Genomic DNA, 24,388 nt, shown 5'->3' with positions numbered 1-24,388 from the left:
CAGTGCGGTCAGTGGATATGCAAGCATAGTTCCCCTGCCCGCCTCACCGCACCGCGAAAAACCAAGGACGTTTCATGACTGCCATTACGCCCCCGCCCACCTTTACGCCCGGACGCCTGGAGCAGATGTCCACCCGCATTGCCTACCTCATCGCCGGCATCGGCATCGCCGCCTGGGCGCCGCTGGTGCCTTACGCCAAGGTGCGGGCGAACCTGGATGAAGGCACCCTCGGGTTGCTGTTGTTGTGCCTCGGCGTGGGTTCGATCCTGGCGATGCCGATTTCCGGCGCGCTCGCCGCGCGATTCGGTTGCCGTCAGGTGCTCAGCGGCGGGACGGTCCTGATCTGCCTGGCGTTACCGCTGTTGGCTACCATGACGTCCTTGCCCTGGTTGGTGGCGGCGTTGTTCCTGTTCGGCGCCGGGCTCGGCACCGTGGACTCGACCGTGAACCTGCAAGCAGTGATCGTCGAACGGGCCAGTGGCAAGACCATGATGTCCGGCTTCCACGGCATGTTCAGCCTCGGCGGGATCATTGGCGCGGCCGGCGTGAGCGCGTTGCTTGGCCTGGGGCTTTCGCCATTGGGGGCGACGCTGGCGGTCAATGGCGTGCTGCTGGTGGCGTTGTTCAAGGCTGCACCGCATTTGCTGCCCTACGGCAGCGAAAGCTCGGGCCCGGCGTTTGCCATCCCCCACGGCGTGGTGCTGTTTATCGGCATCCTGTGTTTTATCGTGTTCCTCGCCGAAGGCGCGGTGCTGGATTGGAGCGCCGTGTTCCTGACCACCGAGCGCGGCGTGCAGACGGCCTACGCCGGGCTGGGTTATGCGGCGTTCGCGCTGACCATGACCGTCGGCCGGCTGACCGGCGACACGGTGGTGCATCGCCTGGGTGCCAAACGCGTGATCATCTACGGCGGGGCAGTGGCCGCAGCGGGGTTCCTGCTGGCGACCCTCGCACCGATGTGGCAAGCCGCGCTGCTGGGGTATGCGTTAGTCGGCGTGGGGTGTTCGAACATCGTGCCGGTGTTGTACACCGCCGTCGGCAAACAGACCCTGATGCCGGAAGCGATTGCCGTTCCGGCCATCACCACCATCGGTTATGCCGGCATTCTCGCCGGCCCGGCGCTGATCGGGTTCGTCGCCCACGGCAGCAGCCTGAGCCTGGCCTTTGGGTTGATTGCTCTTTCGCTGGTCGCCGTGGCGGCCAGTGGCAGGGTGTTGAAGGTCTGATTGCTCACCCCACTGTGGCGAGGGAGCTTGCTCCCGCTGGGTCGCGAAGCGGCCCCAAAACCTGCCGGACGCGGAGCATCAGGCACACCGCATCCGCCGGATTACGACTGCTTCGCAGCCGAGCGGGAGCAAGCTCCCTCGCCACAGGAATTGTCTTTCAACCCGAGAAATTGTGTTCCAAGCCACAGGATCGAGCCTGATCCTCGATCAGAACCCCACGCTGGCCTGCACAAAGAACGTACGCGGTGCGCCGACGTAGATACCCGAATTGTTGTCGCTGGAGCGGGTGTAGTACTGGTGGTCGAACAGGTTCTTCACCCCGGCGCCGACTTTCAGGTTCGACAGCTGCGCGCCGAAGTCATAGCCGGCGCGCACGTTCCAGAGCACGTAGCCCGGCATGTCGCCGTACTGTCCATCGGCACTGCCATCGGTGATGTAATCGCCGCTGAAGCTGCCATCGGCGTTCACGCTGTTGCCCGGTGAACGTTGCTTGGACTGGGCAAAGGCATCGAGGTTGTAGGTCCAGCGGTGGACGTCGTAGCGCAGGCCCACGTTAGCCACCTGACGGGAATAGAACGGCAAATCACGGCCCTTGAAGCGCGGGATTTCACCTTCGTAGGTCGCCCGGGTGTAGGTGAAGCCGGCGTTGGCGGTCAGGCCTTCAAGGCGCGGGTCCAGCGCGGCCATGTCGTAATGCACCGAAGCTTCCAGGCCCTGGTGCTTGGTCGCGCCCATGTTGGTCCAGCCGACGTCATTGCTGATGTATTGCAGCTCGTCATCGAAGTCGATATAGAACAGCGTCACCTCCCCGCCCCACACGTCATCGTTATAGCGCGTGCCGATCTCGTAGGTCTTGGCCTTTTCCGGGCTCAGTCCGTTGGCCGTGTTGTTGCCGTCGCCGCCCTGGCCCAGTTGGAAATACTGCAGGCTGCCGAACGAGGTCTCGTAGTTGGCGAACAGCTTCCAGGCATCGGACAGGTGATACATCACGCTCAGGGCCGGCAGCGGTTCGTTGCTGTCGATTCTGCGGCGCTTTTCCTGCACAGGGCTACCGGCCGTGTCGAGGACCGGCCGGTCGTGCCACTCGGTGCTGATGCGCTCGAAGCGGATGCCTGGGGTGATCGTCCATTTGCCGACATCAACCTTGTCATCGATGTAGACCGCGTGCGCTTCAGTGCCGCCGGTACGGTCCTGATAGACGTGACCGTCGGCGCCCGGACGCACCACCGGTTGGTTATCCCGCAATGCCAGGCGGCTGGCCTCTTCGTGCATGCCCTCCTTGAGGTAGCGATAACCCACACTGGCTTCTTGAGTGGTGGGCCCCAGGTCGAACACACGGGACACCCGCGGCTCGATGCCGAAGGTGTAATAGGTGCGAGGGTAGGACACCAGGTTGCGCTGGTCCCGGGACGCGATGGTGCTGCCACGATAGCTGTCGGAGTAATAGGTCAGCACTTCGGCCTGGGTGTGGTCGTCGATCTGTCGCAACCACTTGAACGACACATCCTTGCGCCGGCCGCTGAAGTTGTCCCAATCGCGGTCGGACTGATACGGGTCGGCGTCGTACTGCTTCTGGTTCAGACCACCGGGCATGTCGGCCTTGGCGTCGTAGTAATGGAAGTTCAGCGAAAAATCATCCACCTCGGTGGGCGCCCAATGGGTCTTGAGGATGACGTCGTCGATGTCGTTGCCGTTGTTGCTCTGACGATAACCGTTGCCGTTGACGCCCGAATACAGGAGCGCAACGCCCAGGCCATTGTCGGCGGTGCCGCCGAGGAACGCCGTGTCGATGTGCTTCCAGCCGCCGCGCTGGGACGTTTCCAGCGTGCTGCCGATTTCACCGGTGGCTTTTTCCGGAATCGCACGGGTCACGAAGTTGATGACCCCGCCGACGTTCTGCGGCCCGTAGCGCACCGAGCCGGCACCGCGCACCACGTCGATGCTGTCCAGGTTGCCCGAAGAAATCGGCGCCATGGACAGTTGCGGCTGGCCGTAAGGAGCGAACGCCGCCGGCACGCCGTCAATCAGTACCGTGGAGCGCGGTGAAAGGCGCGAGGTGAGGCCGCGCACGCCGACATTCAAGGAAATATCGCTGCCACCGGTGCCATTGGCGTCCTGCACCTGCACACCCGGTATGCGCCGCAACACATCGCCGACGTTCATGGCGCCCTGTTCCACCATCGCCTCGCGGCGCACCACCGTCCGCGCGCCGGGATGGTTCTGCACCACTTCGGCGTTGGCGTCACCGAGCCAGTCGCCGACCACTTGGATTTGCGTGGCCCCCAGTTCCATTGGGCCGGCGCTGGATGTCGACGGCGCCGGCACCACCGTCACCGACCCTTCATCGATCTGGTAGCGCAGCCCGCTGCCTTGCAGCAATTGACGCAAGGCCGCCTCCGGCGACAGGTTGCCCTCCACCGCCGGGGCTTGCTTGCCGACCACCGACTCAGGGCTGAAGAACACCTGCAACGAGGTCTGCTGGCCGAGTTGGCTCAGGGCCTGGCCCAGCGGTTGCGCCTGGATGTGAATGGCTGCGGCCTGATCGGCAAATGCCTGGGGCAGCGCGGCGCTGACGGCCAGGGTCAAGGCCAGCGGCAGCCAGCGCGAAGAGGAACGGTAGTGGTGTTTGGCGGAGGTTTTCACGTCGAACCTTGTCCTGTCGAATCGCAAGAATACGCGTCTGTTAATGCAAACCAGTTGCAGTTGGACAAGAAGACGAAGAACTCGAAAAAAACCTGAATCTATCGCGCAATTATTTCCTGACTGCCGTCATCCAGGGTCCGCACCGCCACCGGCAAAATGTTCGGCAGCGCCTTGAGCAGCGCCTCGGGATCGTCGACGCGGAACACGCTGGTCAGGCGCAAGTTGCCCACCGCCGTGTTGGCGACTCGCAAGGGCTGGGCGCGATAACGGGAAACTTCTTCAGCCACGTCCTTCAGCGGCGCGTCGTTGAACACCAGCTTGCCGTTGCGCCAAGCAGTGAGCGCCTCGGTGTTTACCGCGTAGGGTGTGGCGACTTTGCCCCGGGCATCGATCTGGGTGCCGAGGCCCGCAGTCAGGCTGACCGATTGAGCCTGGCGCGCGGCGCGTCCCTGGACCTTGACGCTGCCCTGCGCCACCGCGATACGGGTCTTGTCGGGATCACGGCGCACATCGAAGCGCGTGCCGGTCACTGTCACCTGGCCGTTGCCTGCGTCGACAGTGAATGGCCGACTGGCATCGTGCTCGACGTTGAACAACGCCTCGCCTTCGGCCAGTTCCACCCGGCGCTGATAGTGGGCGAATCGAACGCGCACCCGGCTGCGGCTGTTGAGGTCGATCACCGAACCGTCCGGCAATGCAATGTGCCGGCGCTCGCCGAAGGCGGTGGCATATTCGCCGCTGTAGTCGGTGGAGGAACTCAAGCCGCTGAACAACCCCAACCCGACCACCACCGCCAGCAGCCCGGCGGCGACCGCGTAGCGTAACAATGGCCGGCGCTGAGGACGTTTGGCCGGTGGCTCGCACAACGCTTGCAGGCGTTCCTTGGGCAGCAGGTCCGTGGCGCTCCAGATCCCCTGGAGCAATTGAATTTCATCGCGGTGATTGGCGTGTTCGTCCAGCCAGGCTTCAAACCGCTGGCGCTCTTCGACACCCATGGCCGGCGCTTGCAAGCGCACGAACCACTGCGCCGCCTCGTCGCGAACCCTGTCCTGCCCGCACGGGCATTCACGGCTGTCCATCGGAAGGTCCTGTGGCTCAGGTGGAAAATAGCGACGGGTCATTGCTCAGGCCCGTCCAGGCGATCACGCAGATGCCGCAGGGTGCGGATCATATATTTTTCCACCATGTTCTTGGACAGTCCCAGGCGCTCGGCAATCTCGGCCTGGGTCAAGCCTTCGATCTTCTGCCAGACAAACACCGTACGGCAGTTGGCCGGCAGTTCGGCAAGCGCTCGTTCGATGGAGTCTGCCAACTGGATCGCGTGCATGAAATGCTCCGGGTCGCCCGACAGCGACTGGCTATGGTCAACCGCCACCTCCTCCATGGCCCCCCGTCGATCTTCGCGCCGATAGCCATCCACCGCAATGTTGCGCGCGGTCTGGTGCAGATAGGCCCGTGGTTGTTCGACCTCCGCCGAATTCGACTCAAGCACCCGCACGAAGGTGTCATGGGCCAAGTCCTCGGCCTGCTGGCGATTGCGCAGGCGACGGGTCCAGGTGCCGATCAACTCTTCGTAATGCTCTAGGAAGCCAGGTCTGCGGGGCAGCTTGGAGGTCATCGCGGCGCGCTGTGGAAACGGGGCGTGAATAGTAATGCTTCCTATTAATACGAAGCAAACCTATTACGGTGCCTGTCGTCCGAAGCTGCAATGCCAGCCTATGGGAGCAAGCTTGCTTGCGATGACAGACTGACTGCCCCTACGCATGCCAACTGACACACCACTGTCGCGAGCAAGCTCGCTCCCACCAGGCTCGGCATTCAAACGCGTGATTTCCTTAGAACCGGCACACGGCCGCCGCGCCCGTGTCGGTGGGCATGACATGCTCAGGAGGAACCACGACCACCTCGCCGCCTTGCCGGGTGACCGCCAGGATCAGCTCGTCCAGCACGTCGATCGCTTGTGCATCGCCGGTCTCATCGATAATCAGCTTGCCCTTGTCTGGATCGAGCTGGCCTGGCACTTGGCGCTCCGCCTCCACCAACAGCATCGCCACGCGGCTTTCCCAAGCGGCCTTTGCAATGTCGGCGAGACCGTCCAGCGCCCGTCCCTGCCCCACCGCAACGCCATAACGGTTCAGGCTGTCGACGATCCGGTCCGAGTGGCTGTGGTTCATCAGCTTCGAGCAATGCACGCGCAACTCTTCCACGCTCATGCGCGACGGGTCGGCATCGATGCCCTGGCCCAGCAGGTGCGAGTTGTGGCTGACGGCGCGGAACACCGCCTGGTTCTCCGGCAACGCCACCAGAATCATCGGCAACCCTGACGGCTGGGAATGGTGTTCAAGAATGGCTTTGTCCACGGCACGGAAGAACCGCTCGCGGTCCAGGTTGATTTCGTCCTGCTTACCGCCGCCGGCCGACTCGTGCATCATCGGATCGCCGCGTTCGCTGCTGCGGCTGAACCCGTTGGGGAAACCTTGCTGGTCGCCAGAGGTCAAGTCCTCGCCCAGGGCTTCTACCTGGTTGCGCGGCACTTGTTCGGACAGCTCGACTTTCTCCAGTTGCTGCGAGCTGCCTTCATACAACCAGACTTCATCGCGAGTCAGGCACAGCGCCTGATAGCGCTCGGTGGACTGGGCCAGTCGCAGCAATGGCTTGAGATACGGATGGCTGTTGGCGAAGGCGCATTCCGGCAAGCGCTGGTTCACTGCGATGACCTTGAAATAGTCGGGTGCGCCGAATACCGCGATGCCGTCCCGATTGGAGTTCCAGAAATCCTGGTCATCGACCAGCGCCAGGAACGGTTCGAGCAATGATGTGTTATCCAGATCCGGATGCTGTTGTTCCAGTTGGGTCTGCAGTTCGCGCACCAGGTTCTTGTAGCGGATCGGGTCCTGGCTGCGCTCCGGGAACGTGCGGTGGGTGGGCATGTACAACGAAAGGCTCGGCTGTTCGTCGAACGCCAGTAGCTCGGTCAGCACTTGGCGGCTGAAGGGTTGATGAGCAGTCATGATCGTCTCCTTATTCTTTGCCCCGGGCCTCTTGGTTTTCGAGGAAGTCTTCCTCCAACATCGAATCCACCACCTCGGGCGGCGCCTCATCCACGGGCGCGGTCACTCGGCCCATGGACTCCACGGCAGGGTTGAGCTTGCCGATCTGATGATCGAGCGCGTGGACCATTTTCTCCGCAGCCCCTTCCACGGCCAGCTCCAGGTTTTCAGCCTTGTGACTGACAGACACCGGCGAAACGCCCTGCAACCGTGCCTCGATCTGGCAACGCTTGTCCGCCGCACCGCCCTTCTGCGCATTTTCATCACTGACATGAATCTCGACCCGGGCCAGTTGATCTTCAAACCGGTGCAGGGCGTCCACCACCGTGCTGCCGACCCACTCCTGCAAGCGGGCACTGCCTTCGATATGGTTGCTGTTGACTTGAACTTGCATGATCGACTCCTCTGACAAAAGACGGCTGGAGCCGTCTGTTGTAGGTAGAAGAAAATCAAACGGGCGAAGTTCCCGGCGTGGGATGACTGGCTGGCGAGCCGGTCCTGGGCGGATCGGTGGACGAAGATTTTTTGTGGCAGCGGGCTTGCTCACGAAGGCGGTGTGTCAGTTTGCGGTGATGTCGAAGGTACCGACGCCATCGCGAGCAAGCTCGCTCCCACTGGGTTGTGTCTATTGAATGGAGCAGCGGCTCACGCCTCGGGCATCTTACGAAAACCCACCGCCAGGCGGTTCCAGCCGTTGATGGTGTTGATCGCCACGGTGAGGTCGACCATTTCCTTGGCGGTGAAATGCTGATTGAGCAGTTCAAAGTCGGCGTCCGGCGCATGGGTGTCGCTCAAGCGGGTCAGCGCTTCGGTCCAGGCCAGTGCGGCGCGTTCACGCGGGGTGAAGAACGGTGCTTCGCGCCAGGCGGTCACGGCGTACAGGCGACGTTCGGTCTCGCCGTCCTTGCGGGCATCGGCGGTGTGCATGTCGATGCAGAAGGCACAGCCATTGATCTGCGAGGAGCGCAGCTTGACCAGTTCCAGCAGCGGCTTTTCCAGGCCGAGCTTGGAGACGGCGGTTTCCAGGGCGATCATGGCTTTGAGGGCCTCAGGGGACGCGGTGTAGAAATCGATACGCGGTTGCATGGCGAACTCCAGGACAATTGGGTGTGGCGCTACGTTAGCCCTGCGCTGGCGCAGGGCAAATAGCCAATTATTGGGAAGTTCGGGTAGCCAATCAGCGCGGCCGGGCGCGGGGCTATTGAAGACCGCAATTGTGGCGAGGGAGCTTGCTCCCGCTCGGCTGCGAAGCAGTCGTAACCCAGCCGATGCGGTCTGCCTGGAAAATGGTGTTGGGCCATTTTGGGGCGGCTGCGCCACCCAGCGGGAGCAAGCTCCCTCGCCACGGGGGGACGATGCACCTTTCGAGGGTCGTTCAGGCCCGACTGCGCAGCCATTGCAGGAAGCGCTTCTTGGCGATTGGCTTGGGCACGTCACGGGTCAGGTTCTGGGCGAGGTGGATGCGCACGTCCAGCAAGTTTTTCATGGCATCGTTGATGTCGCGACGGGCGTCGAGGCAAGGTTTGAGATAGCTGTTCTCGATACGATAGAGGGTGCAGAACGTCTTGGCCGAGAAGCTTGCCAGGGTAGCCTGCTCGGACACGATCCCGGCTTCGCCGATCACCTCCCCCGGCCCCATGCGCGCGGCCTCGAAAGGCTGGCCGTTGCGTACAAGCGTCACACTGACCACGCCGGACTCGACGATGAACAAATGATCGCTGACTTCCCCGGCCGGCAAAATCAGGTCGCCGGCACGGAACGTCTGCAAGCTCATGTTCTGGCTGAAGGTCTCTTTCTCGTCCTGGCGCAACGTGGAGAAAATATTCGAGCTTTCCAGCAACGCCCGGGGCCGCGATGCGTCCTTGGCCATGGCGCTTTCGCTGCCGGACAACAGGCTCACGCCCGATGCCTGCAAGTGCCGGAACGCCAGGTCGAACAACTGGTTACGCACCTCGCGCTTCTGGGCGCGGGAGGCGACGAACCCGCTGATCTCGTATTCCGCGCCCTCATTGCCGCTACTTTTGAGCGTGACGCAGGGTGCCGGACTGGCGAGCAAGGTACGGCAGCCGATCATCGCTCGCTCCAACGCGTCGATTACGGTTTGTGGACGCACGTGGGGGCTGACCTGGACGCTGATGGATAAGCCGTGGACATCGCTGGGCCGGCTGAAGTTGATCACTTTGGCCTTGGCTGCCAGCGAATTGGGAATGACTGCCATGCTGCCTTGGGCGGTCTGCAACCGGGTGGCCCGCCAATCAATGTCGGTGACCCGACCCTCGGTGCCGTCGATGGAGATCCAGTCGTCGAGCTGGTAGGGCTTGGTGGTGTTGAGCACGATCCCGGAAAACACATCGCTGAGGGTGCTCTGCAAGGCCAGGCCGACGATGATCGCCATCGCGCCGGACGTGGCCAGTACGCCCTTGACCGGCAGGTCCAGCACATACGCCAACGCCGCGATGACGGCAATCAGGAAAATCACCGCGCCCAGCAAATCCTGCAATAAGCGCCCGGTATGGCCGACCCGCTGCATCATCGCCGCGACAATCATCACCGTCAGGGTTCGCGCGGCGAACAACCACCAGGCGATCTGCAAACCGGTGGCCGCCAGGTGCCGTGGCACATCTTCGACCCATTGCGCCGGCTCCATGGGGTTGAGCCCTTCGTTGAACAGCAGCACGCTGAACAGCGAAAAAATCACCAATCGCCCGCCCACTTTCCAATAGATCCGATCTGCGCTGACCAGCCGCCACATCAGTAAGTCGAGCACAAGCAACGCCAAGGCACAGAGCAGCGGGTGGTCGGAAATCAGCGACGGCATCGGGACAGCTCCAGGGAGATCATTGGGGCGAAGATTGGCACAGATTGCAGACGCTGTAGAGATCCCCACGAATCAGTTGTGGGAGCGAGCTTGCTCGCGATTTCGCTGTATCAGTCAATGAAGCATCGACTGTCAGGCCGCCTTCGCGAGCAAGCTCGCTCACACAGGAGACTTTCGGTAGTTGCAAGATTTGTGTTCACCACGACCAAAGTGTGGGAGCGGGCTTGCTCGCGAAGGCATGTATCAACAAGCACTTGTTTCACTGACACTGCGCGTTCGCGAGCAAGCCCGCTCCCACAGGAAATTCAGTGTGGCTGTGATTTCGCCTCCATCCGCCCAAAATGCCCGGAATGGAAGTCATTGAAGGCCTGGTGGATTTCCTGCTCGCTGTTCATCACGAACGGACCATGACCGACGATGGGTTCGTCGATGGGCTCGCCACTGAGCAGCAGCATCACCGCGTCGTTGTTGGCGTGCAGGCTCAACTGGTCACCGGCCCGGTCGAACAGGGCCAGTTGCCCGGCCTCGACCCGCTCGCGGTCGTTGGCCAGGACCGAACCACGCAGCACCACCAGGGCGGTGCTGTGGCCTTCATGCAGGTCGAGGATGAGGTTTTTCCCGGCATTCAAGCGGATGTCCCAGACATCGATGGGAGTAAAGGTTTTCGCTGGGCCTTGCTGGCCGTCGAAGTGCCCGGCGATCAGGCGCAGACTGCCGGCATCGTCTTTCAGGGCGATAGTTGGAATGTCGCCCTTGAGCAGCGTCTGGTAGCCGGCCGCGGCCATTTTATCCTTGGCTGGCAGGTTGACCCACAGCTGGACCATTTCCATGAACCCGCCCTGTCGGGCGAAGGCTTCGGAATGAAATTCTTCATGGATGATGCCGGAAGCGGCGGTCATCCACTGCACGTCGCCGGGCCCGATCTTGCCGCCGCTGCCGGTGGAGTCACGGTGTTCCAGTTCGCCCTGATAGACGATGGTCACGGTTTCGAAGCCGCGATGCGGGTGTTGCCCGACACCGCGACGCTCGGTGGTGGGTGCGAATTCGGTGGGGGCCGCGTGGTCCAGCAGCAAAAACGGGCTGATGTGCTTGCCCAGGTTGTCGTAGGAAAACAGCGTGCGAACCGGGAAGCCGTCGCCGACCCAATGGGGCTGCGGGCTGGTGTAGAGGCCGATGATGTTCTTCATGCCGTGTCTCCAAATCAGGTGATGCGATTCGATGAGACAGGATAAAACCGTCACCTTTGAAGCACTAGACTGCAAAAATCGGCTTTAGCGTTCTATATGAAGAACAGTGATCAAGCTCGCTCCCACATTTATAGATGATTGCGCTTGGCGAACTCTGACAGGCCCACCAATGACTTCAACCCAAGCTTCTCCAACAGGCGAGTCTTGTAGGTGCTGACGGTTTTCGGGCTCAGGAACAGGCTCTCGGCGATGTCCTTGCCGCGCATGCCCATGGCCAGCATGCGCAGGATGGACAGTTCGCGGGTGGAAAGACTTTCCAGGGCTTGCTGTTCGGTGCGCTGTTGAAAATCCAGCCTGACGGACATTTGTGGGAAATACGCATAGCCGGACTTCAACGCATGAATGGCCTTGGTCAGTTCCTTCAGGTCGCTTTTCTTGGTGACGAACCCCCTGGCCCCGGCCGAGATGCAGCGGTTGCAGAAATGCTGCGCATCCTGGGACGTGAACACCAGCACACCACAGTCGGGAAACTGGCCCGTGATCCACACCAGCAGGTCCAGGCCATCGAAACCGTTCATCACCAGGTCCAGGATCACCAAGTCTGGCACGCCTTCCTTGATGAAGCTCCGGGCATCGGCCGCCCCGCTGGCATCCCGGACCTGAGTGAAGCCTTCATTCTGGCAAATGAGCCGCAATGCTCCCCGTATGACAGGGTGGTCATCCACGATCAATACGTCTTTCAAGGCAGTTCCCCCATTCAAAACAAACGGCACCGATGCCTTGGCTGCACCGGACTCTTGCACACATGCCAGGGCTTGGCACCTGTCAGGTCCGACAGTCCGGACCGGCGGCCCGCGTCAGCCGCCACGGCCCTGGCGCAAGGCTTGATCCCATGATTGCAGGGGCTCGCTGGCCGGGCGGTCGACCCGTTCCATCAGGCGCTGCAGCGACGCGCGGTCAGGCAGTGGGGCATGGCTCAAATGCAGACTGGACCGGCGCGCAACCGGAACCGACGAGCGCCCCACTTGTGGCGCGTTGTAGACCATTGCGTGACGAATCTGCGGGTTGTCGATAATGAACTCGTGCAAATCCAGCACCCCGTTCGCCAGCCCTGCGTTGACGACCACCAGGTCGAACGGGTCGCCGTCGTACCCCACCAGTGTCAACAGCTCTTGCATGTCGCTCACCGGGACGATCCGAAAATAGCCCTGTTGATTGAAGAGGCGTTCCAGCACGATTCGATGAGTGTGTTGCTTGTCGGCAATCAGAATACGTAGTGCTTTGTTCGGCATGGCAGGCATTCCAGTAGCAACGCGCCAGGTATGAACCGGCTTCATGGAGATAAGGGGCGTCAGGCTAGAGGAAGCTTTTGAAGGCCGCTGTAGGACTAATCCGAAAATCGGAGAGAAAATGGTCATGCCGACCGGTCGCCGGACGTAGGACCTGGAACGGGCTCGGTCACCAGGTGGGTGTTCAGTCGTTCAGCCAGTTGATCCATGGCTTGGCGCAGATCCTCTACAGCCCGGACGAGCAATGCTCCGTCGCCCCCTCGGCAAACGCTTTCCAGCGCCTCGCATGCGGCAATCAAGGCGTGGGCATTGATCAGGCGCGCCCCGCCCTTGATCCGATGCGCCAGGTCGGACAGGCCCAGCAGGTCTCGCTGGCCGGACAAACGCAGCAGCCGGGCCGCATCGTCGGCATTGCTGTTGATCAGCGCCTGCAACAGTTGGTTGACAGAAGCCGTGTCGCCGCCGGTCAGTTGTTCAAGGCTGGTCAAATCAATGTCGTCGATAAACGCAGGCTTTACCGAAGCCAGGCGTTCATTGAGTTCCTTCAGGCCGATGGGCTTGAACAGGCAATCGTCCATGCCGGCTTCGGCGCAACGGTCTTTTTCCTCGGGCTGGGCATTGGCCGTGAACCCCAGGATCACCACCGGCGGCAAGCTGCTGGCGCTCTCCTCCTCGCGAATGGCGCGGGCCAACTCATAGCCGCTCATCAAGGGCATGTTGCAGTCGGTGATGACCACATCGAAAGGTTCGCTGCGCCAGGCGTGCAGGCCCTGCACACCATTTTCCGCCTCCCGGACGCGATGGCCCAGGTAACTCAGTTGCTGGGACAACAAGAAACGGTTGGCCGGGTAATCGTCGACCACCAGTATGCTCAGGGCCCGCCCTGGCAGCAGCGCCTCGATTTGCGCGGGCGGCGCGGGCGCCCGTGCATCCAGCAGCGGCAGGTTGAGGCGGATTTCGACCTGCGTGCCCTGCCCCGGCACACTGTTCAAGACCAGGGTGCCACCCATCATTTCGCACAAGGTGCGGCTGATGACCAACCCCAACCCTGAACCGCTGCGGGCCGACTGGGGGTTAGGGCCGACCTGGGCAAAGGGGCTGAACAAGCGCCGCTGGTCCTCCGGTGAAATACCGCAGCCGGTGTCCTCGACCCGCACATCAATGCCCAGGTGCCCACCGTCAAGGCTCGGTTCGCCGCGCACGCTCAGGCGCACTGCGCCCTGGTCGGTGAACTTGATGGCGTTGCTCAGCAGGTTCGACACGATTTGCTTGAAGCGCAACGGATCGATCAACACCTCACTGTTGATCGCAGGATCCAGGTCCCGTTGCAGGCGCAGGTGTTTTTGTCGGGCCAGGCCCTCGAAGATTCGCGCCACCGACTCGATCAGCTCGTACAGATTGGCCCGCTGCGGCGCCAGCGACAGCTTGCCTGACTCGATGCGGGCGATGTCCAGGATGTCGCCGATCAGGTCCAGCATGCCCCGGGCGGCACCCGAGGCGACTTCGATGGCAAAGCGGTCCACCACGCCCTGGTCGGCCTTCTTCATGGCCAGTTCCAGCATGCCGATTACCGCGTTCATAGGCGTGCGGATTTCATGGCTCATGGTTGCCACGAAAGTGGTCTTGGCCCGATTGGCGTCGTCGGCGCTCTCCTTGGCCAGGCGTAATTGCTCCAGCAGGCGACGCAGGTAAAAGACCCATCCCAACGTCACCAGCAACAACAGCGCGGCAATGGAAAAACCTTGGACAATGGTCGTGCGGTTGCGTAGCCAGTAGCTGTCATCGACGACCACTTCACTGCGCCAGCGGTTGGTCAGTTCGTCCATTTCCTCGGGGGATATGCTCAGCAATGCCTTGTCCAGGATCGAATGCAGTTCCAACGCATCCGGATTGGTCGCCAGGGCAATGCGCGCAGGCAACGTACCGACGGTGCTGGTGATCTGCAGCTTGTCGCGGTATTGGCGGGAGATCATGTAGCGGGCGCTGATCAATGAATTGATCGCGCCGTCCACCGTGCCGGCGGCGAGCATGGCCATGGCGTCCGGCACGTTTTCGGCGGGGACGAGGTTCACCCGGGGAAACGCTTCCAGCAGGTATTCATGCAAGACATTGCCCCGCACCAGTGCCAGCCGCTTGCCGTCCATCTGGTCCAATGTCAGGGCCTTGGCCTTGAGCGATGTCACCAGCACGTAGGGGTTGGTCAGGTACGGCCGGGTGAAGCGCAACGCCTGGTCATCCCCAAGCTCGGTACTGGTAGTGATGGCCGCGAGCACGTCGGCCTTGCCGCTCTTGATCTGCGCGATGAGGTCGGGGACCGAGTTACTGCGCTGGATATCGAATTTCAATCCGGTGCGCAAACTGATCCTCGCCAGCACATCGGCGCTGATACCGCGTAAATGGCCTTGTTCGTCGATGAATGTCAGCGGCAGGAAACTTTCGTGGATGGCCACCTTGATTCGCGGATGGGCATCCAGCCAGCGTTGCTCGTTGACACTGAAATGCAACGCTTGCTGGCCCGGCATGCTCGCGCCGCCGGCGCTCCAACGGCGCAGGATGCTCATGCGCTCACTGGCGGGAATGGCTTGCAGCGCCGCGTTGACGATGCGCAACAAGCGCGCATTGTCGCGAGCGAGTGCAAAGGCAAACGGCTGCACTTCCATGCGCGAGAAGTCCGCCAGCTGGACATTGTTCAGGTAATTCTTGCTGATCAGGTAGTTGGCGCTGATCGAATCCCCCAGATAGACGTCGGCCTGACCGAACGCCACGGCGCCGATGGCGCTCAAGGTCGAGGGGTACAGCCGCAAAGACGCCTGTGGGTAGAAAGCCTCGACCGTGTCCGGCGGCAAGTAGTGATACAGCATCGCCACACGCTTGCCCGCGAGGTCCGGGGGTAGATCCTGGCTGTCGTCGATGCGCGCCACCAGGGTCGGCAGGTCATCCGCGTAAGCTTGGGACATCGCCAGGTCCGGATCGCTGGCTTCAAAGCCGTTGGCGGTGCCAAGCAGGTCGATTTCGCCGCTGCGCAGGGCCTGGAGCGATTCGGCACGGGATGGATAGCGCTGGACCTGCACCGTAATCTGAAGGAGCTGCCCCAGCAGTTGCGCGTAGTCGGCGGTCAGGCCTTCATAATCGCGGCCATTGCCGGTGATGCTGAAGGGCACGTAGTCCGGCGCCGAGGCGCCCAGCAACAACCGGCCTTTTTGTTTGAGCCAGATCCTGTCGGCTTCGCCCAGGGACACCGAATAGTCGCTCACATCGGATCGCCCGAGCACCTGCAGCGACTCGGGTGCCGCGCCAACCCCCGGCGCCACACTCAATGTGCCCAGCAACAGCGCCGCCAGGCCTGCGCGTAGAAGCAGCATCATTTGTATCAGGTTGCATCGTTTGGCGTAGTCGGCCCGGAACGCCCTCGACTTCATATTCAGTCAGGGTGACCGGCTGAGGGGTTCAGACTGCCAATACGAGGGAACAGCGAACCGTCGATGCGCCTGTCGAATAGACGCATGACATGAGTGTAGGAAGTTTCTGAAGAATTGCCTGCGGGTGACCCAAGGCCGGCCTATGACCTGTGGGAGCGAGCCTGCTCGCGAAAGCAGTGTGACCGTCGGTATCAATGTGACTGGCCCACCGCATTCGCGAGCAGGCTCGCTCCACAGGGCCTACACGGCAGCGAGTAACAGATCGCGTACCGGACGCGCCTGACCGCGATTTTTCCCGTGCTCATAGAGCGAACCGGCAATTTCATCGGCACGCACCGGCAGGATCGACAGCAAGGTGTCACTCAAGCCATGGCTCGCCTGGCAGAAGCCCTGCATGTAGATCGCCGCCTTGCAGCGCTCGTCAGTGATCAGCTTGTAGTTGCGGTCCACCTCGAAGTCCCCGAGGTATTGCGCCAGCGGCTCCAACAACGTGCGGTGCATTTGACGCTCATAACCGGTGGCCAGCACCACGGCATCGTAGCAACGCACGGTCAGCTCGCCGGTGGCGTTGTTGCGCACCGTCAGCTCAATGCCGGTATCGGTGGCCGTGGCTTGCTCGATCGTGGTCAGGGTAAGAAACGCATGACGGGCCACGCCCGAGACTTTCTGGCGATAGAAAATCCCGTAGATGCGTTCGATCAGGTCGATGTCCACCACCGAATAATTGGTGTTGTGGTACTCGTTGACCAGCCGCTCGCGCTCGCTGTGGGGTTGCTGGAACACCAGGTCGGTGAATTCCGGGGAGAACACTTCATTGACGAACGGGCTGTCGTCCGCCGGCTTGAGGGCCGAGCCGCGCAGGATCATGTCGACCTGCACCGAAGGGAAGCTGTCGTTGAGATCGATGAAGGCTTCCGCCGCGCTCTGTCCGCCACCGACGATCGCGATCTTCATCGGCTGGCCGCTCACGCACGGCTGGGTCGCCATGCGCTCCAGGTACTGGGAATGGTGGAACACCCGGCCATCCTGCTTGAAGGCCTTGAACGCCTCGGGAATGCGCGGCGTACCGCCAGCACTGACCACCACCGAACGGGCGGTACGCACGAACTCTTCGCCTTGCTGGTTGCGGGAAATCACCCGCAAGGCTTCCACCTGCTGGTTGTGCAGCAGCGGTTCGATGCGCAGCACGTCTTCACCGTAGCGGCTCTGTTCGGCGAACTGCGCGGCGACCCAGCGCAGGTAATCGTTGTACTCCATGCGGCACGGGTAGAAGGTGCCGAGGTTGATGAAGTCCACCAGCCGGCCATGGTGCTTGAGGTAATTGACGAACGAATACGGGCTGGTGGGGTTGCGCAGGGTCACCAGGTCCTTGAGGAAGGAAATCTGCAACTCGCTTTGGGTCACCAGGGTGTTGCCGTGCCAGCGGTAGTCGGCCTGCTTGTCGAGGAACAGCACATCCAGTTCGCCCTGGACCGGGGCCCGTTCCTGCAGCGCAATGGCCAGCGCCAGGTTCGAGGGGCCGAAGCCGATGCCGATCAAGTCGTGAACGATGGGCGATGCAATTGCCTGTGTCATGTCCAGTGTCCTCTGGAGAAGCCCTCAACAGGGCGCGAAAAGCCTGGTGTGACTGGACCGGTTCTTGGCGAGCCGACAAGTCGTCTGTTGAGTAGGAACGAGGACGATGAAAAAAAATTTAGCGCACGGGATGGGTCAGCAACCGTCCCACTGGCGCATCCGGGTGCGGCAGTGCTTCATGGCGTTGACGATGTGTTTTTCCACCAGTGCCCGGGAAAGGCCCAGGCGTGCGGCGATTTGTGGGTGGGACAAGCCTTCGAGCTTGCGCAACAGGAAGCTCTCGCGGCACAGCGGCGGCAGCTCGGCCAGGGCGCGCTGCAGCATGTCCAGGCGCTGGCGATGATCGAAGCTGGCATGGGGCGACGGCGTGAAGAAACGTTCTTCGCTGTCCAGCACATCCAACGACTCGGCCTGGCGCAGGGTATTGCGCCGATGGCCGTCGATCACCAGATTCAATGCCGTGCGGTACAGAAACGCCCGGGGTTGTTCGATGGGCGTATCGCTGGCGCGCTCCAGCACCCGCACATAGGCGTCATGCACCACATCCTCGGCCGCCTGGCGGTTGCCTAGCCTGGCGTTCAGGAAACACACCAGCTCGCGATAGTAGTTTTCCAACATGACTCCCGTGCGCAAGGGCTGCGCCAGCTATCCCTGTGCCACCCGGCACGCCTGGAACAGGCAGTGGCACGATGGTGGCAGATTCAATGACGTAATTTATAGTAATTCTCATATAGATTTAAAGCTTTGCTTTGTATCGGGGTTGATTGGTTTATCTGATTCGGCGTCAGGCATTGCTTTTGTGGCGAGGGAGCTTGCTCCCGCTGGACTGCGCAGCAGGCCCAAAACAGACGTCCCCCTTGAACCTGGAGGATCCGGGACTCAGGCTTCAGGGCCGCTTCGCGCCCCAGCGGGAGCAAGCTCCCTCGCCACGGGGATCGGGGGTCGCTTCAGTTGATTTGTTAACCTGCTACCCAGTGCTCCAAACCAGTAAATTCCCGCCCCAAGCGCTCGTCTACCAGAACAGCCTCCCGTCCCTGCCCTTCCTGGGACGGGCCCGATACCACCGGCCGGAACCCTGTATGAAACGTCCCCGCCCTACCCGACGCGCCTGGCTTTTAACCTTCGCCCTGCTTCCGGCCGTGGCGTTCGCCGCGTGGCAAGCGGTTGCGCCCAGCCGTGCGCCGCTTGCCATCGCGCCCGTCAGCCGTGGCGATATCGAAAACAGCGTCACCGCCCTGGGCACCCTGCAGCCGCGGCGCTACGTGGACGTAGGCGCCCAGGCGTCCGGGCAGATCCAGAAGATCCATGTAGAAGCCGGCGACGAAGTGCGCGAAGGCCAGTTGCTGGTCGAAATCGACCCCTCCACGCAAAAAGCCCGGCTCGACGCCGGACGTTTCTCGATTGAAAACCTCAAGGCTCAACTCCAGGAACAACGAGCCCAGCACGACCTGGCGCAGCAGAAATTTCGCCGCCAGCAGCAACTCAAGGCCGGCGGCGCCACTCGCGAGGAAGACGTGCAGACCGCCCAGGCCGAGGTGCGGGCGACCCAGGCGCGCATCGACATGTTCCAGGCCCAGATCCGTCAGGCCCAGGCCAGTTTGCGCAGTGACGAGGCCGAGTTGGGCTACACGCGAATCTACGCGCCCATGAGCGGCACCGTGGTCGCTGTCGGCGCGCGGGAAGGCCAGACCCTCAACGCCCAGCAACAAACCCCGTTGATCCTGCGCATCGCCCGCCTGACGCCGATGACGGTATGGGCCGAAGTCTCGGAAGCGGACATCGGTCACGTCAAACCCGGCATGACCGCTTATTTCACCACGTTGTCAGGCGGCACCCGGCGCTGGAGCAGCACTGTGCGCCAGATCCTGCCGGTGCCGCCGCGCCCGCTGGAGGCCAGCCAGGGCGGCAGCCCCACCGGTGGCCGCAGCGGCAGCGAACGGGTGGTGCTCTATACCGTGCTGCTCGATGTCGACAATGCCGACCGCACGCTGATGACCGACATGACCGCCCAAGTCTTCTTCGTCGCCGCCGAGGCGCGAGGCGTGCTGACCGTGCCGACCGCCGCGTTGCAGGACAACGCTGGCCAGGTGCAAGTGCTGGCCGACAATGGCGATGTCCAGGCGCGTGCCGTGCGCACCGGCGTCAGTGATCGCTTGCGCACCCAAGTGCTCGACGGGCTGCGCGAGGGCGAGCAGGTGCTGATCGGCCCAGCCACCGGCAGCGGGGGCTGAATGAACACACCCCTGATCGAATTGCGGGACATTCGCAAGGCCTACGGTGGCGGCGACAGCCCTCGGGTGGAGGTGCTGCGGGGCATCGACCTGTCCATTCACGCCGGGGAGTTCCTGGCGATTGTCGGGGCGTCCGGCTCCGGTAAATCCACCCTGATGAACATCCTCGGCTGCCTCGACCGCCCCACAACCGGCGAGTACCGTTTTGCCGGTGAAGACGTCGCCCACCTGAATAGCGATGAATTGGCCTGGCTGCGGCGCGAAGCGTTCGGGTTCGTGTTCCAGGGCTATCACCTGATCCCCTCCGGCACCGCCCAGGAAAACGTCGAGATGCCGGCCATCTATGCCGGCACCTCCGCCGTGGAGCGTCACGCCCGCGCCAGCGCCCTACTCGAACGCCTGGGCCTGGCCAGCCGCACCGGCAACCGTCCGCACCAGTTGTCAGGCGGCCAGCAGCAACGGGTATCGATTGCCCGGGCATTGATGAACGGCGGCCATATCATCCTCGCCGACGAACCCACCGGCGCCCTCGACAGCCAGAGCGGCATTGAAGTCATGGCGTTGCTCGATGAACTGGCCAGCCAGGGCCACGTGGTGATCCTGATCACCCACGACCGTGAAGTGGCGGCCCGGGCCAAGCGCATCATCGAGATCCGCGACGGATTGATCATCAGCGACAGCGCCACCGCCGCACCGCAGGCCAACGCCAAGGCATTGCAAGCCGTGGATCTGCGCCAGCGCCTGAGTGCCGGCAGCGAACACAACGGCGCCTGGAAAGGTGAACTGATCGACGCGGTGCAGGCGGCGTGGCGCGTCATGTGGATCAACCGCTTCCGCACCGCCCTGACCTTGCTCGGCATCGTCATCGGCGTGGCCTCGGTGGTGGTCATGCTGGCGGTGGGCGAAGGCAGCAAGCGCCAGGTCATGGCCCAGATGGGCGCCTTCGGCTCGAACATCATCTACCTCAACGGCAGCGCGCCCAATCCGCGCGCCGCCAAGGGCATCATCAGCGAACATGACCTGAGCGCCCTCGCCGCCCTGCCCGAGGTGCAGCGCATCATGCCGGTGAACGGTGCCAACGCCAATGTGAGGTTCGGCAACCTCGACCACACCAGCTACGTGGGCGGCAACGACACGAATTTCCCGATCATCTTCAATTGGCCGGTGGCCCAGGGCAGCTATTTTACCGACGCCGATGAACGCAGCGCCGCAGCGATTGCGGTGATCGGCCACAAGGTCCGGCAAAAGCTGCTCAAGGACGTCGCCGACCCCATCGGCCGCTACATCCTGATCGAAAACGTGCCGTTCCAGGTCGTCGGGGTACTGGCCGAAAAAGGCGCCAGCTCCGGAGATTCCGACGCCGACAACCGCATCGCCGTGCCCTACTCCGCCGCCAGTGTGCGGCTGTTCGGCACGCGTCACCCCGAGTATGTGGTGATCGCCGCCAGGGACGCGGGCAAGGTCAAGGAGGCCGAGCAAGCCGTCTCTCGCACGCTGTTGAGCCTGCATGACGGCCAGCAGGATTTCGAATTGACCAACAACGCCGCGATGATCCAGGCCGAGGCCCGCACCCAGGGCACGCTGTCACTGATGCTAGGAGCCATCGCGGCGATTTCGCTGCTGGTGGGTGGCATCGGCGTGATGAACATCATGCTCATGACCGTGCGCGAACGGACCCGGGAGATCGGCATTCGCATGGCCACTGGCGCTCGCCAGCGCGACATCCTGCGCCAGTTTCTCACCGAAGCGGTGATGCTCTCGGTGGTCGGCGGGCTGGCGGGCATCGGCCTGGCCCTGCTGGTGGGCGGCGCGTTGGTGCTGGGCAAGATCGCCGTGGCGTTCGAATGGCTGGCGGTGTTCGGCGCCTTCGGCTGTGCCCTGGTCACCGGCGTCGTCTTCGGCTTCATGCCGGCCCGCAAGGCCGCCCGCCTCGACCCGGTCGCGGCCCTCACCAGTGAATGAACCTCATCCTATGAAAACGCACCTGGCCCTCCTGGCCGCCGGCCTGTTACTGGCGGCTTGCGGCACGCCTTCGCCGGCACCGGACAGTGGCATCCAACCGCCATTGGCCTGGCAGAACCTCGACGCGCCCAGCGCTCGCGCCGATAACACGCAATGGTGGACACAGTTTGGCAGTCCACAGCTGAACCGCTTGATCGAACAGGCGCGCCTGGACAGCCATGACCTGGCCGCCGCCATGGCCCGGGTTCGCCAGGCCCAGGCCAGTGCAGTGATCGCCGGCGCGCCGTTGCTACCGGAAGTCCAGGCCAGACTCAACGGCAATCGCCAGGAACTGCTGCGAGGCAAGGGCTACAGCCAGTTGGATGTGGATCGGGAAAACCGCACCATCGACTACTACGACGCCAACCTCAGTGCCAGCTATGAGCTGGATTTCTGGGGCGGTAAACGGGCGGCCCGCGACAGTGCGTTGAGCAGTTTATCCGCCAGCCAGTTTGACCGGGCGACCGTGGAATTGACCCTGCTCAGCGGCGTCGCCAACAGCTACACCCAGGCGTTGTCCCTGCGCGAACAACAGCGCATCGCCGAGCAAAACCTGGGCAACGCCCAGCGTGTGCTCGACCTGGTGCAAACCCGCTACGATGCCGGCAGCGCCACGGCCCTCGAACTGTCCCAGCAAAAAAGCCTGGTGGCGGCGCAGCAACGCCGGTTGTCCCAGGTGCAGCAACAGGCACGGGAGGCCTTGGTTACCCTGGCGACTTTGCTGGGGCAACCGGTGCAGTCGGTCAGGCTCGACGACGAACCTTTTGACCGCCTGCGTTGGCCTTCCATCGACGCCGGAGTACCCAGCGAACTGATGCGCCGGCGCCCCGACATCGCCGCCGCCGAAGCACGGCTCAGCGCCGCCCGGGCGGATATCAGCGTAGCTCGCGCTGCCATGCTGCCCTCCGTGACCCTGGGCCTGAGCCTGGCCACCGGCGCCGACATCGCCGACCGTTTGCTGCGCAACAACGTCTACAACCTCAGCGCCGGCCTCGCCACGCCAATCTTCAATAACGGCCGCTTGAAGGCCGAACGGGACAAAGCCACCGCACGCCAGGAAGAACTGCTGGAGCTCTATCGAGCCGCCATCATCAACGGCTTCGCCGACGTCGAAAAAGCCCTCAACAGCATCAACGGCCTCGACCAGCAACGGCAGTGGCAAACCGAAGAACTGCACCAGGCCCAGACCGCCTTCGACATCGCCCAGCGCCGCTACCAGGCCGGCGCCGAGGATTTGCTCACCGTGCTGGAAACCCAACGCACCCTTTACGCAGCCCAGGATATGAACGTGCAACTAAAGCTGGCGCGGGTGCAGGCGGGTGTGACGTTGTACAAGGCGTTGGGTGGGGGTTGGCGGGGGATGTAAGGCTAAAGCCAAATGACATCAAGCGCAGCGGGGGCCAACTAATCTGACCAATAATTCAAAGAGTCCGAATTAACGCCTCGGCATGCTCACGAAACACAGCAAAAGCCTCATCGAAGCTTGGGCGGACGGATCCAAAAATCAGCGGCATCAGCCTCGCGTCATATTGGCCACGAATCGCCGCGTCCGAGCTTGTTTGATCCAAAGCTCCCTGCATGACCTTTCCTGGATTGGCAGCGAACGGAGGAAACTGTCGACCAAACTCAGCGGCATCGAATTCAACCAGCTTTTTGAAACCGCTGGCGGCTCGTTCGCTGACTGCAGGATCGTCAACACTGATGCAATAAATATCGTAGATATGACGCACCAACGTATCGTCCCACGGCTGAAGCATAGCTCCGGCCTGGTGTTGGGCATAACGCCGAAGAAATGAAATTACTTTTTCCGAAAGCGTTTCTTCAACCGCTACACAAAGAATACTTCCCATGTACCCAGGCTTTGCGGCAAGTCTATCGACCAGGTGTTCCAGCGGTCGCAGGGTCATTTCGAACTCGGGAGTTCGTGCGGTCAGTTCGAGGCTCAGATAAGGACGCAAACTCACGTCGTGCGGGTATTGGGGTGCATATTGCCAACGACTGGAGAAATATCGGTTTTCATTCCGGGCAATACGCGCGTCCACGGTTTCTTCGAAGCCAAGCCTAGCGAGCGCTTGGGACACCTCAGCCTTCAACTGGCTGAGGTGTCGCTTTTGAGCCGAAGCGCTGAACATGCTCGACTCATCCCATACGATCTTCAAGTCAACGTCTTCTGACATACGCTCGATCAATCGATAGGCCTTTGACAAGCTCGTCCCACCGCAAAACACTAATCGAATGCCCGGGAATTGTATTCCCATCAGTTGCTGCAAGGCATCGGTTACATGGATGTCTTTTTCCAGGATGCTAGCGGTCAGAAAACCGACGTCAACTTCAGCCAGTACCGCATCAATTAACTCAACCTGATCAGGCGTGATGGTTTTCATAAACTACGTAGCGCCCACCAAAGCCGAGCTTCCGGTTAATACGGCGTGACCCTGTATCAAAAACAACGCCGGCGGGTAGTTGTAAACTATCGCTGGCATTATATTCACGCAACGCGCGCCCCGCCGTGATCTTCACGCCAAGCTTTTGCAAAGCCAGAGGCGCCAGAACTTCAAGTGGACGTATCGGGATTGGCTTACCGGTGAGCACACTGGTTTTAGCCTTTGCGAAGACGCCAACGCCAAGTCTGACCAATACACCGCTAGCCACCAGATGACGCAATGCTCGGGATACCTGTGCGGGGCTGCCGAATTTGGAAAATTCAGAGCGCAGAAACACGTCGTCCTTTCGCAAGGCGATTGATCTCCTGACACGCTCTTCGATAATCATTTCTCACCTCAGACAGCACCTATGTCCAAACAACACACAACATACTGTTTTATATAGATTTTTTAATACAAACCGTGCTCATACCTGCTCAGTATAGATCAGCCGAGGGGATACAGGCCAACTCAGAGAACCGCAGCGACGAAACTCAACCTACCGATGAAGCCCAAGACGCACAAG

Annotated in this window: 19 protein-coding genes; 4 read left to right on the top strand and 15 right to left on the bottom strand. The window is 61.9% G+C overall.

All coding sequences use genetic code 11. The annotated features are described in order from the left end of the window. Nucleotides 1-74: 74 nt before the first annotated feature. Complete coding sequence (locus tag AD663_RS08225; RefSeq protein ID WP_003179690.1) at nucleotides 75-1,226, top strand: MFS transporter; 1,152 nt, start codon at nucleotides 75-77, stop codon at nucleotides 1,224-1,226. Nucleotides 1,227-1,433: 207 nt separating this feature from the next. Here AD663_RS08225 and AD663_RS08220 read toward each other — a convergent pair whose 3' ends face one another. The 13 genes from AD663_RS08220 to AD663_RS08160 form a co-directional block, all read right to left on the bottom strand. Next, nucleotides 1,434-3,869 (bottom strand): TonB-dependent receptor, encoded by a 2,436-nt coding sequence (locus AD663_RS08220; RefSeq protein WP_053213549.1) that lies wholly within the window; start codon nucleotides 3,867-3,869, stop codon nucleotides 1,434-1,436. Nucleotides 3,870-3,967: 98 nt separating this feature from the next. After that, entirely contained in the window at nucleotides 3,968-4,948 is a 981-nt protein-coding gene (locus tag AD663_RS08215) for a FecR family protein (protein WP_053213548.1), read from the bottom strand. A 38-nt stretch (nucleotides 4,949-4,986) separates the two neighbouring features. Further along, a complete protein-coding gene (locus AD663_RS08210; RefSeq protein WP_003179685.1) occupies nucleotides 4,987-5,487 on the bottom strand; it encodes a sigma-70 family RNA polymerase sigma factor in 501 nt (166 codons plus the stop codon). A gap of 217 nt (nucleotides 5,488-5,704) precedes the next feature. After that, nucleotides 5,705-6,880, bottom strand: a complete 1,176-nt coding sequence (locus AD663_RS08205) for a hypothetical protein (protein WP_053213547.1) — start codon at nucleotides 6,878-6,880, stop codon at nucleotides 5,705-5,707. Between the two features lie 10 nt (nucleotides 6,881-6,890). Continuing rightward, nucleotides 6,891-7,313 carry an HPF/RaiA family ribosome-associated protein gene (locus AD663_RS08200; RefSeq protein ID WP_053213546.1) on the bottom strand — a complete coding sequence of 141 codons (423 nt, stop codon included), beginning with the start codon at nucleotides 7,311-7,313 and terminating at the stop codon, nucleotides 6,891-6,893. Nucleotides 7,314-7,564: 251 nt separating this feature from the next. Continuing rightward, nucleotides 7,565-8,005, bottom strand: coding sequence for a carboxymuconolactone decarboxylase family protein (locus AD663_RS08195; RefSeq protein WP_003179679.1), 441 nt, complete (start codon nucleotides 8,003-8,005; stop codon nucleotides 7,565-7,567). 289 nt (nucleotides 8,006-8,294) lie between these two features. Continuing rightward, complete coding sequence (locus AD663_RS08190) at nucleotides 8,295-9,737, bottom strand: mechanosensitive ion channel family protein (protein WP_003179678.1); 1,443 nt, start codon at nucleotides 9,735-9,737, stop codon at nucleotides 8,295-8,297. Between the two features lie 305 nt (nucleotides 9,738-10,042). Further along, nucleotides 10,043-10,924: a pirin family protein gene (locus AD663_RS08185; RefSeq protein WP_003179676.1), complete on the bottom strand. Its 882-nt coding sequence runs from the start codon at nucleotides 10,922-10,924 to the stop codon at nucleotides 10,043-10,045. Between the two features lie 128 nt (nucleotides 10,925-11,052). Next, nucleotides 11,053-11,667 (bottom strand): response regulator transcription factor, encoded by a 615-nt coding sequence (locus tag AD663_RS08180; RefSeq protein ID WP_053213545.1) that lies wholly within the window; start codon nucleotides 11,665-11,667, stop codon nucleotides 11,053-11,055. Nucleotides 11,668-11,781: 114 nt separating this feature from the next. Continuing rightward, nucleotides 11,782-12,216, bottom strand: a complete 435-nt coding sequence (locus tag AD663_RS08175; protein ID WP_003179673.1) for a response regulator — start codon at nucleotides 12,214-12,216, stop codon at nucleotides 11,782-11,784. Nucleotides 12,217-12,338: 122 nt separating this feature from the next. Continuing rightward, nucleotides 12,339-15,578: a transporter substrate-binding domain-containing protein gene (locus tag AD663_RS08170; protein ID WP_053213544.1), complete on the bottom strand. Its 3,240-nt coding sequence runs from the start codon at nucleotides 15,576-15,578 to the stop codon at nucleotides 12,339-12,341. A gap of 294 nt (nucleotides 15,579-15,872) precedes the next feature. Continuing rightward, entirely contained in the window at nucleotides 15,873-17,207 is a 1,335-nt protein-coding gene (locus AD663_RS08165) for a lysine N(6)-hydroxylase/L-ornithine N(5)-oxygenase family protein (RefSeq protein ID WP_003179670.1), read from the bottom strand. Between the two features lie 135 nt (nucleotides 17,208-17,342). Continuing rightward, on the bottom strand, nucleotides 17,343-17,825 hold the full coding sequence (locus tag AD663_RS08160) for a sigma-70 family RNA polymerase sigma factor (RefSeq protein ID WP_003179668.1): 483 nt from the start codon (nucleotides 17,823-17,825) through the stop codon (nucleotides 17,343-17,345). A 461-nt stretch (nucleotides 17,826-18,286) separates the two neighbouring features. Here AD663_RS08160 and AD663_RS08155 point away from each other — a divergent pair, with 461 nt between their 5' ends. From AD663_RS08155 to AD663_RS08145, 3 genes are read left to right on the top strand one after another with little or no spacing between them, the layout of a single operon-like run. After that, on the top strand, nucleotides 18,287-19,438 hold the full coding sequence (locus tag AD663_RS08155) for an efflux RND transporter periplasmic adaptor subunit (RefSeq protein WP_003179666.1): 1,152 nt from the start codon (nucleotides 18,287-18,289) through the stop codon (nucleotides 19,436-19,438). Continuing rightward, nucleotides 19,439-21,400: a MacB family efflux pump subunit gene (locus tag AD663_RS08150; RefSeq protein ID WP_003179664.1), complete on the top strand. Its 1,962-nt coding sequence runs from the start codon at nucleotides 19,439-19,441 to the stop codon at nucleotides 21,398-21,400. 10 nt (nucleotides 21,401-21,410) lie between these two features. Continuing rightward, complete coding sequence (locus AD663_RS08145; protein WP_053213543.1) at nucleotides 21,411-22,805, top strand: efflux transporter outer membrane subunit; 1,395 nt, start codon at nucleotides 21,411-21,413, stop codon at nucleotides 22,803-22,805. Nucleotides 22,806-22,860: 55 nt separating this feature from the next. Here AD663_RS08145 and AD663_RS08140 read toward each other — a convergent pair whose 3' ends face one another. Both AD663_RS08140 and AD663_RS28250 read right to left on the bottom strand, forming a co-directional pair. After that, nucleotides 22,861-23,823, bottom strand: coding sequence for a nucleotidyl transferase AbiEii/AbiGii toxin family protein (locus tag AD663_RS08140; protein WP_003179659.1), 963 nt, complete (start codon nucleotides 23,821-23,823; stop codon nucleotides 22,861-22,863). Continuing rightward, a complete protein-coding gene (locus tag AD663_RS28250; protein WP_083455116.1) occupies nucleotides 23,804-24,211 on the bottom strand; it encodes a DUF6088 family protein in 408 nt (135 codons plus the stop codon). Before AD663_RS28250 ends, AD663_RS08140 begins: the two co-directional genes overlap by 20 nt. Nucleotides 24,212-24,388: the final 177 nt, after the last annotated feature.

The sequence above is a fragment of the Pseudomonas sp. Q12-87 genome (assembly GCF_001269755.1).
Taxonomy (GTDB): domain Bacteria; phylum Pseudomonadota; class Gammaproteobacteria; order Pseudomonadales; family Pseudomonadaceae; genus Aquipseudomonas; species Aquipseudomonas fluorescens_S.
This window is presented reverse-complemented; position numbering and strand designations above follow the sequence as displayed.

What these genes read in the sequence shown, in the direction of transcription:
- AD663_RS08155 (WP_003179666.1), top strand. Translation starts at nt 18,287, where the DNA reads ATGAAACGTCCCCGCCCTACCCGACGCGCCTGGCTTTTAACCTTCGCC.
- AD663_RS08140 (WP_003179659.1), bottom strand. Translation starts at nt 23,823, where the DNA reads ATGAAAACCATCACGCCTGATCAGGTTGAGTTAATTGATGCGGTACTG.
- AD663_RS08150 (WP_003179664.1), top strand. Translation starts at nt 19,439, where the DNA reads ATGAACACACCCCTGATCGAATTGCGGGACATTCGCAAGGCCTACGGT.
- AD663_RS08170 (WP_053213544.1), bottom strand. Translation starts at nt 15,578, where the DNA reads ATGATGCTGCTTCTACGCGCAGGCCTGGCGGCGCTGTTGCTGGGCACA.
- AD663_RS08200 (WP_053213546.1), bottom strand. Translation starts at nt 7,313, where the DNA reads ATGCAAGTTCAAGTCAACAGCAACCATATCGAAGGCAGTGCCCGCTTG.
- AD663_RS08215 (WP_053213548.1), bottom strand. Translation starts at nt 4,948, where the DNA reads ATGGACAGCCGTGAATGCCCGTGCGGGCAGGACAGGGTTCGCGACGAG.
- AD663_RS28250 (WP_083455116.1), bottom strand. Translation starts at nt 24,211, where the DNA reads ATGATTATCGAAGAGCGTGTCAGGAGATCAATCGCCTTGCGAAAGGAC.
- AD663_RS08225 (WP_003179690.1), top strand. Translation starts at nt 75, where the DNA reads ATGACTGCCATTACGCCCCCGCCCACCTTTACGCCCGGACGCCTGGAG.
- AD663_RS08185 (WP_003179676.1), bottom strand. Translation starts at nt 10,924, where the DNA reads ATGAAGAACATCATCGGCCTCTACACCAGCCCGCAGCCCCATTGGGTC.
- AD663_RS08195 (WP_003179679.1), bottom strand. Translation starts at nt 8,005, where the DNA reads ATGCAACCGCGTATCGATTTCTACACCGCGTCCCCTGAGGCCCTCAAA.
- AD663_RS08175 (WP_003179673.1), bottom strand. Translation starts at nt 12,216, where the DNA reads ATGCCGAACAAAGCACTACGTATTCTGATTGCCGACAAGCAACACACT.
- AD663_RS08145 (WP_053213543.1), top strand. Translation starts at nt 21,411, where the DNA reads ATGAAAACGCACCTGGCCCTCCTGGCCGCCGGCCTGTTACTGGCGGCT.
- AD663_RS08165 (WP_003179670.1), bottom strand. Translation starts at nt 17,207, where the DNA reads ATGACACAGGCAATTGCATCGCCCATCGTTCACGACTTGATCGGCATC.
- AD663_RS08190 (WP_003179678.1), bottom strand. Translation starts at nt 9,737, where the DNA reads ATGCCGTCGCTGATTTCCGACCACCCGCTGCTCTGTGCCTTGGCGTTG.
- AD663_RS08160 (WP_003179668.1), bottom strand. Translation starts at nt 17,825, where the DNA reads ATGTTGGAAAACTACTATCGCGAGCTGGTGTGTTTCCTGAACGCCAGG.
- AD663_RS08205 (WP_053213547.1), bottom strand. Translation starts at nt 6,880, where the DNA reads ATGACTGCTCATCAACCCTTCAGCCGCCAAGTGCTGACCGAGCTACTG.
- AD663_RS08210 (WP_003179685.1), bottom strand. Translation starts at nt 5,487, where the DNA reads ATGACCTCCAAGCTGCCCCGCAGACCTGGCTTCCTAGAGCATTACGAA.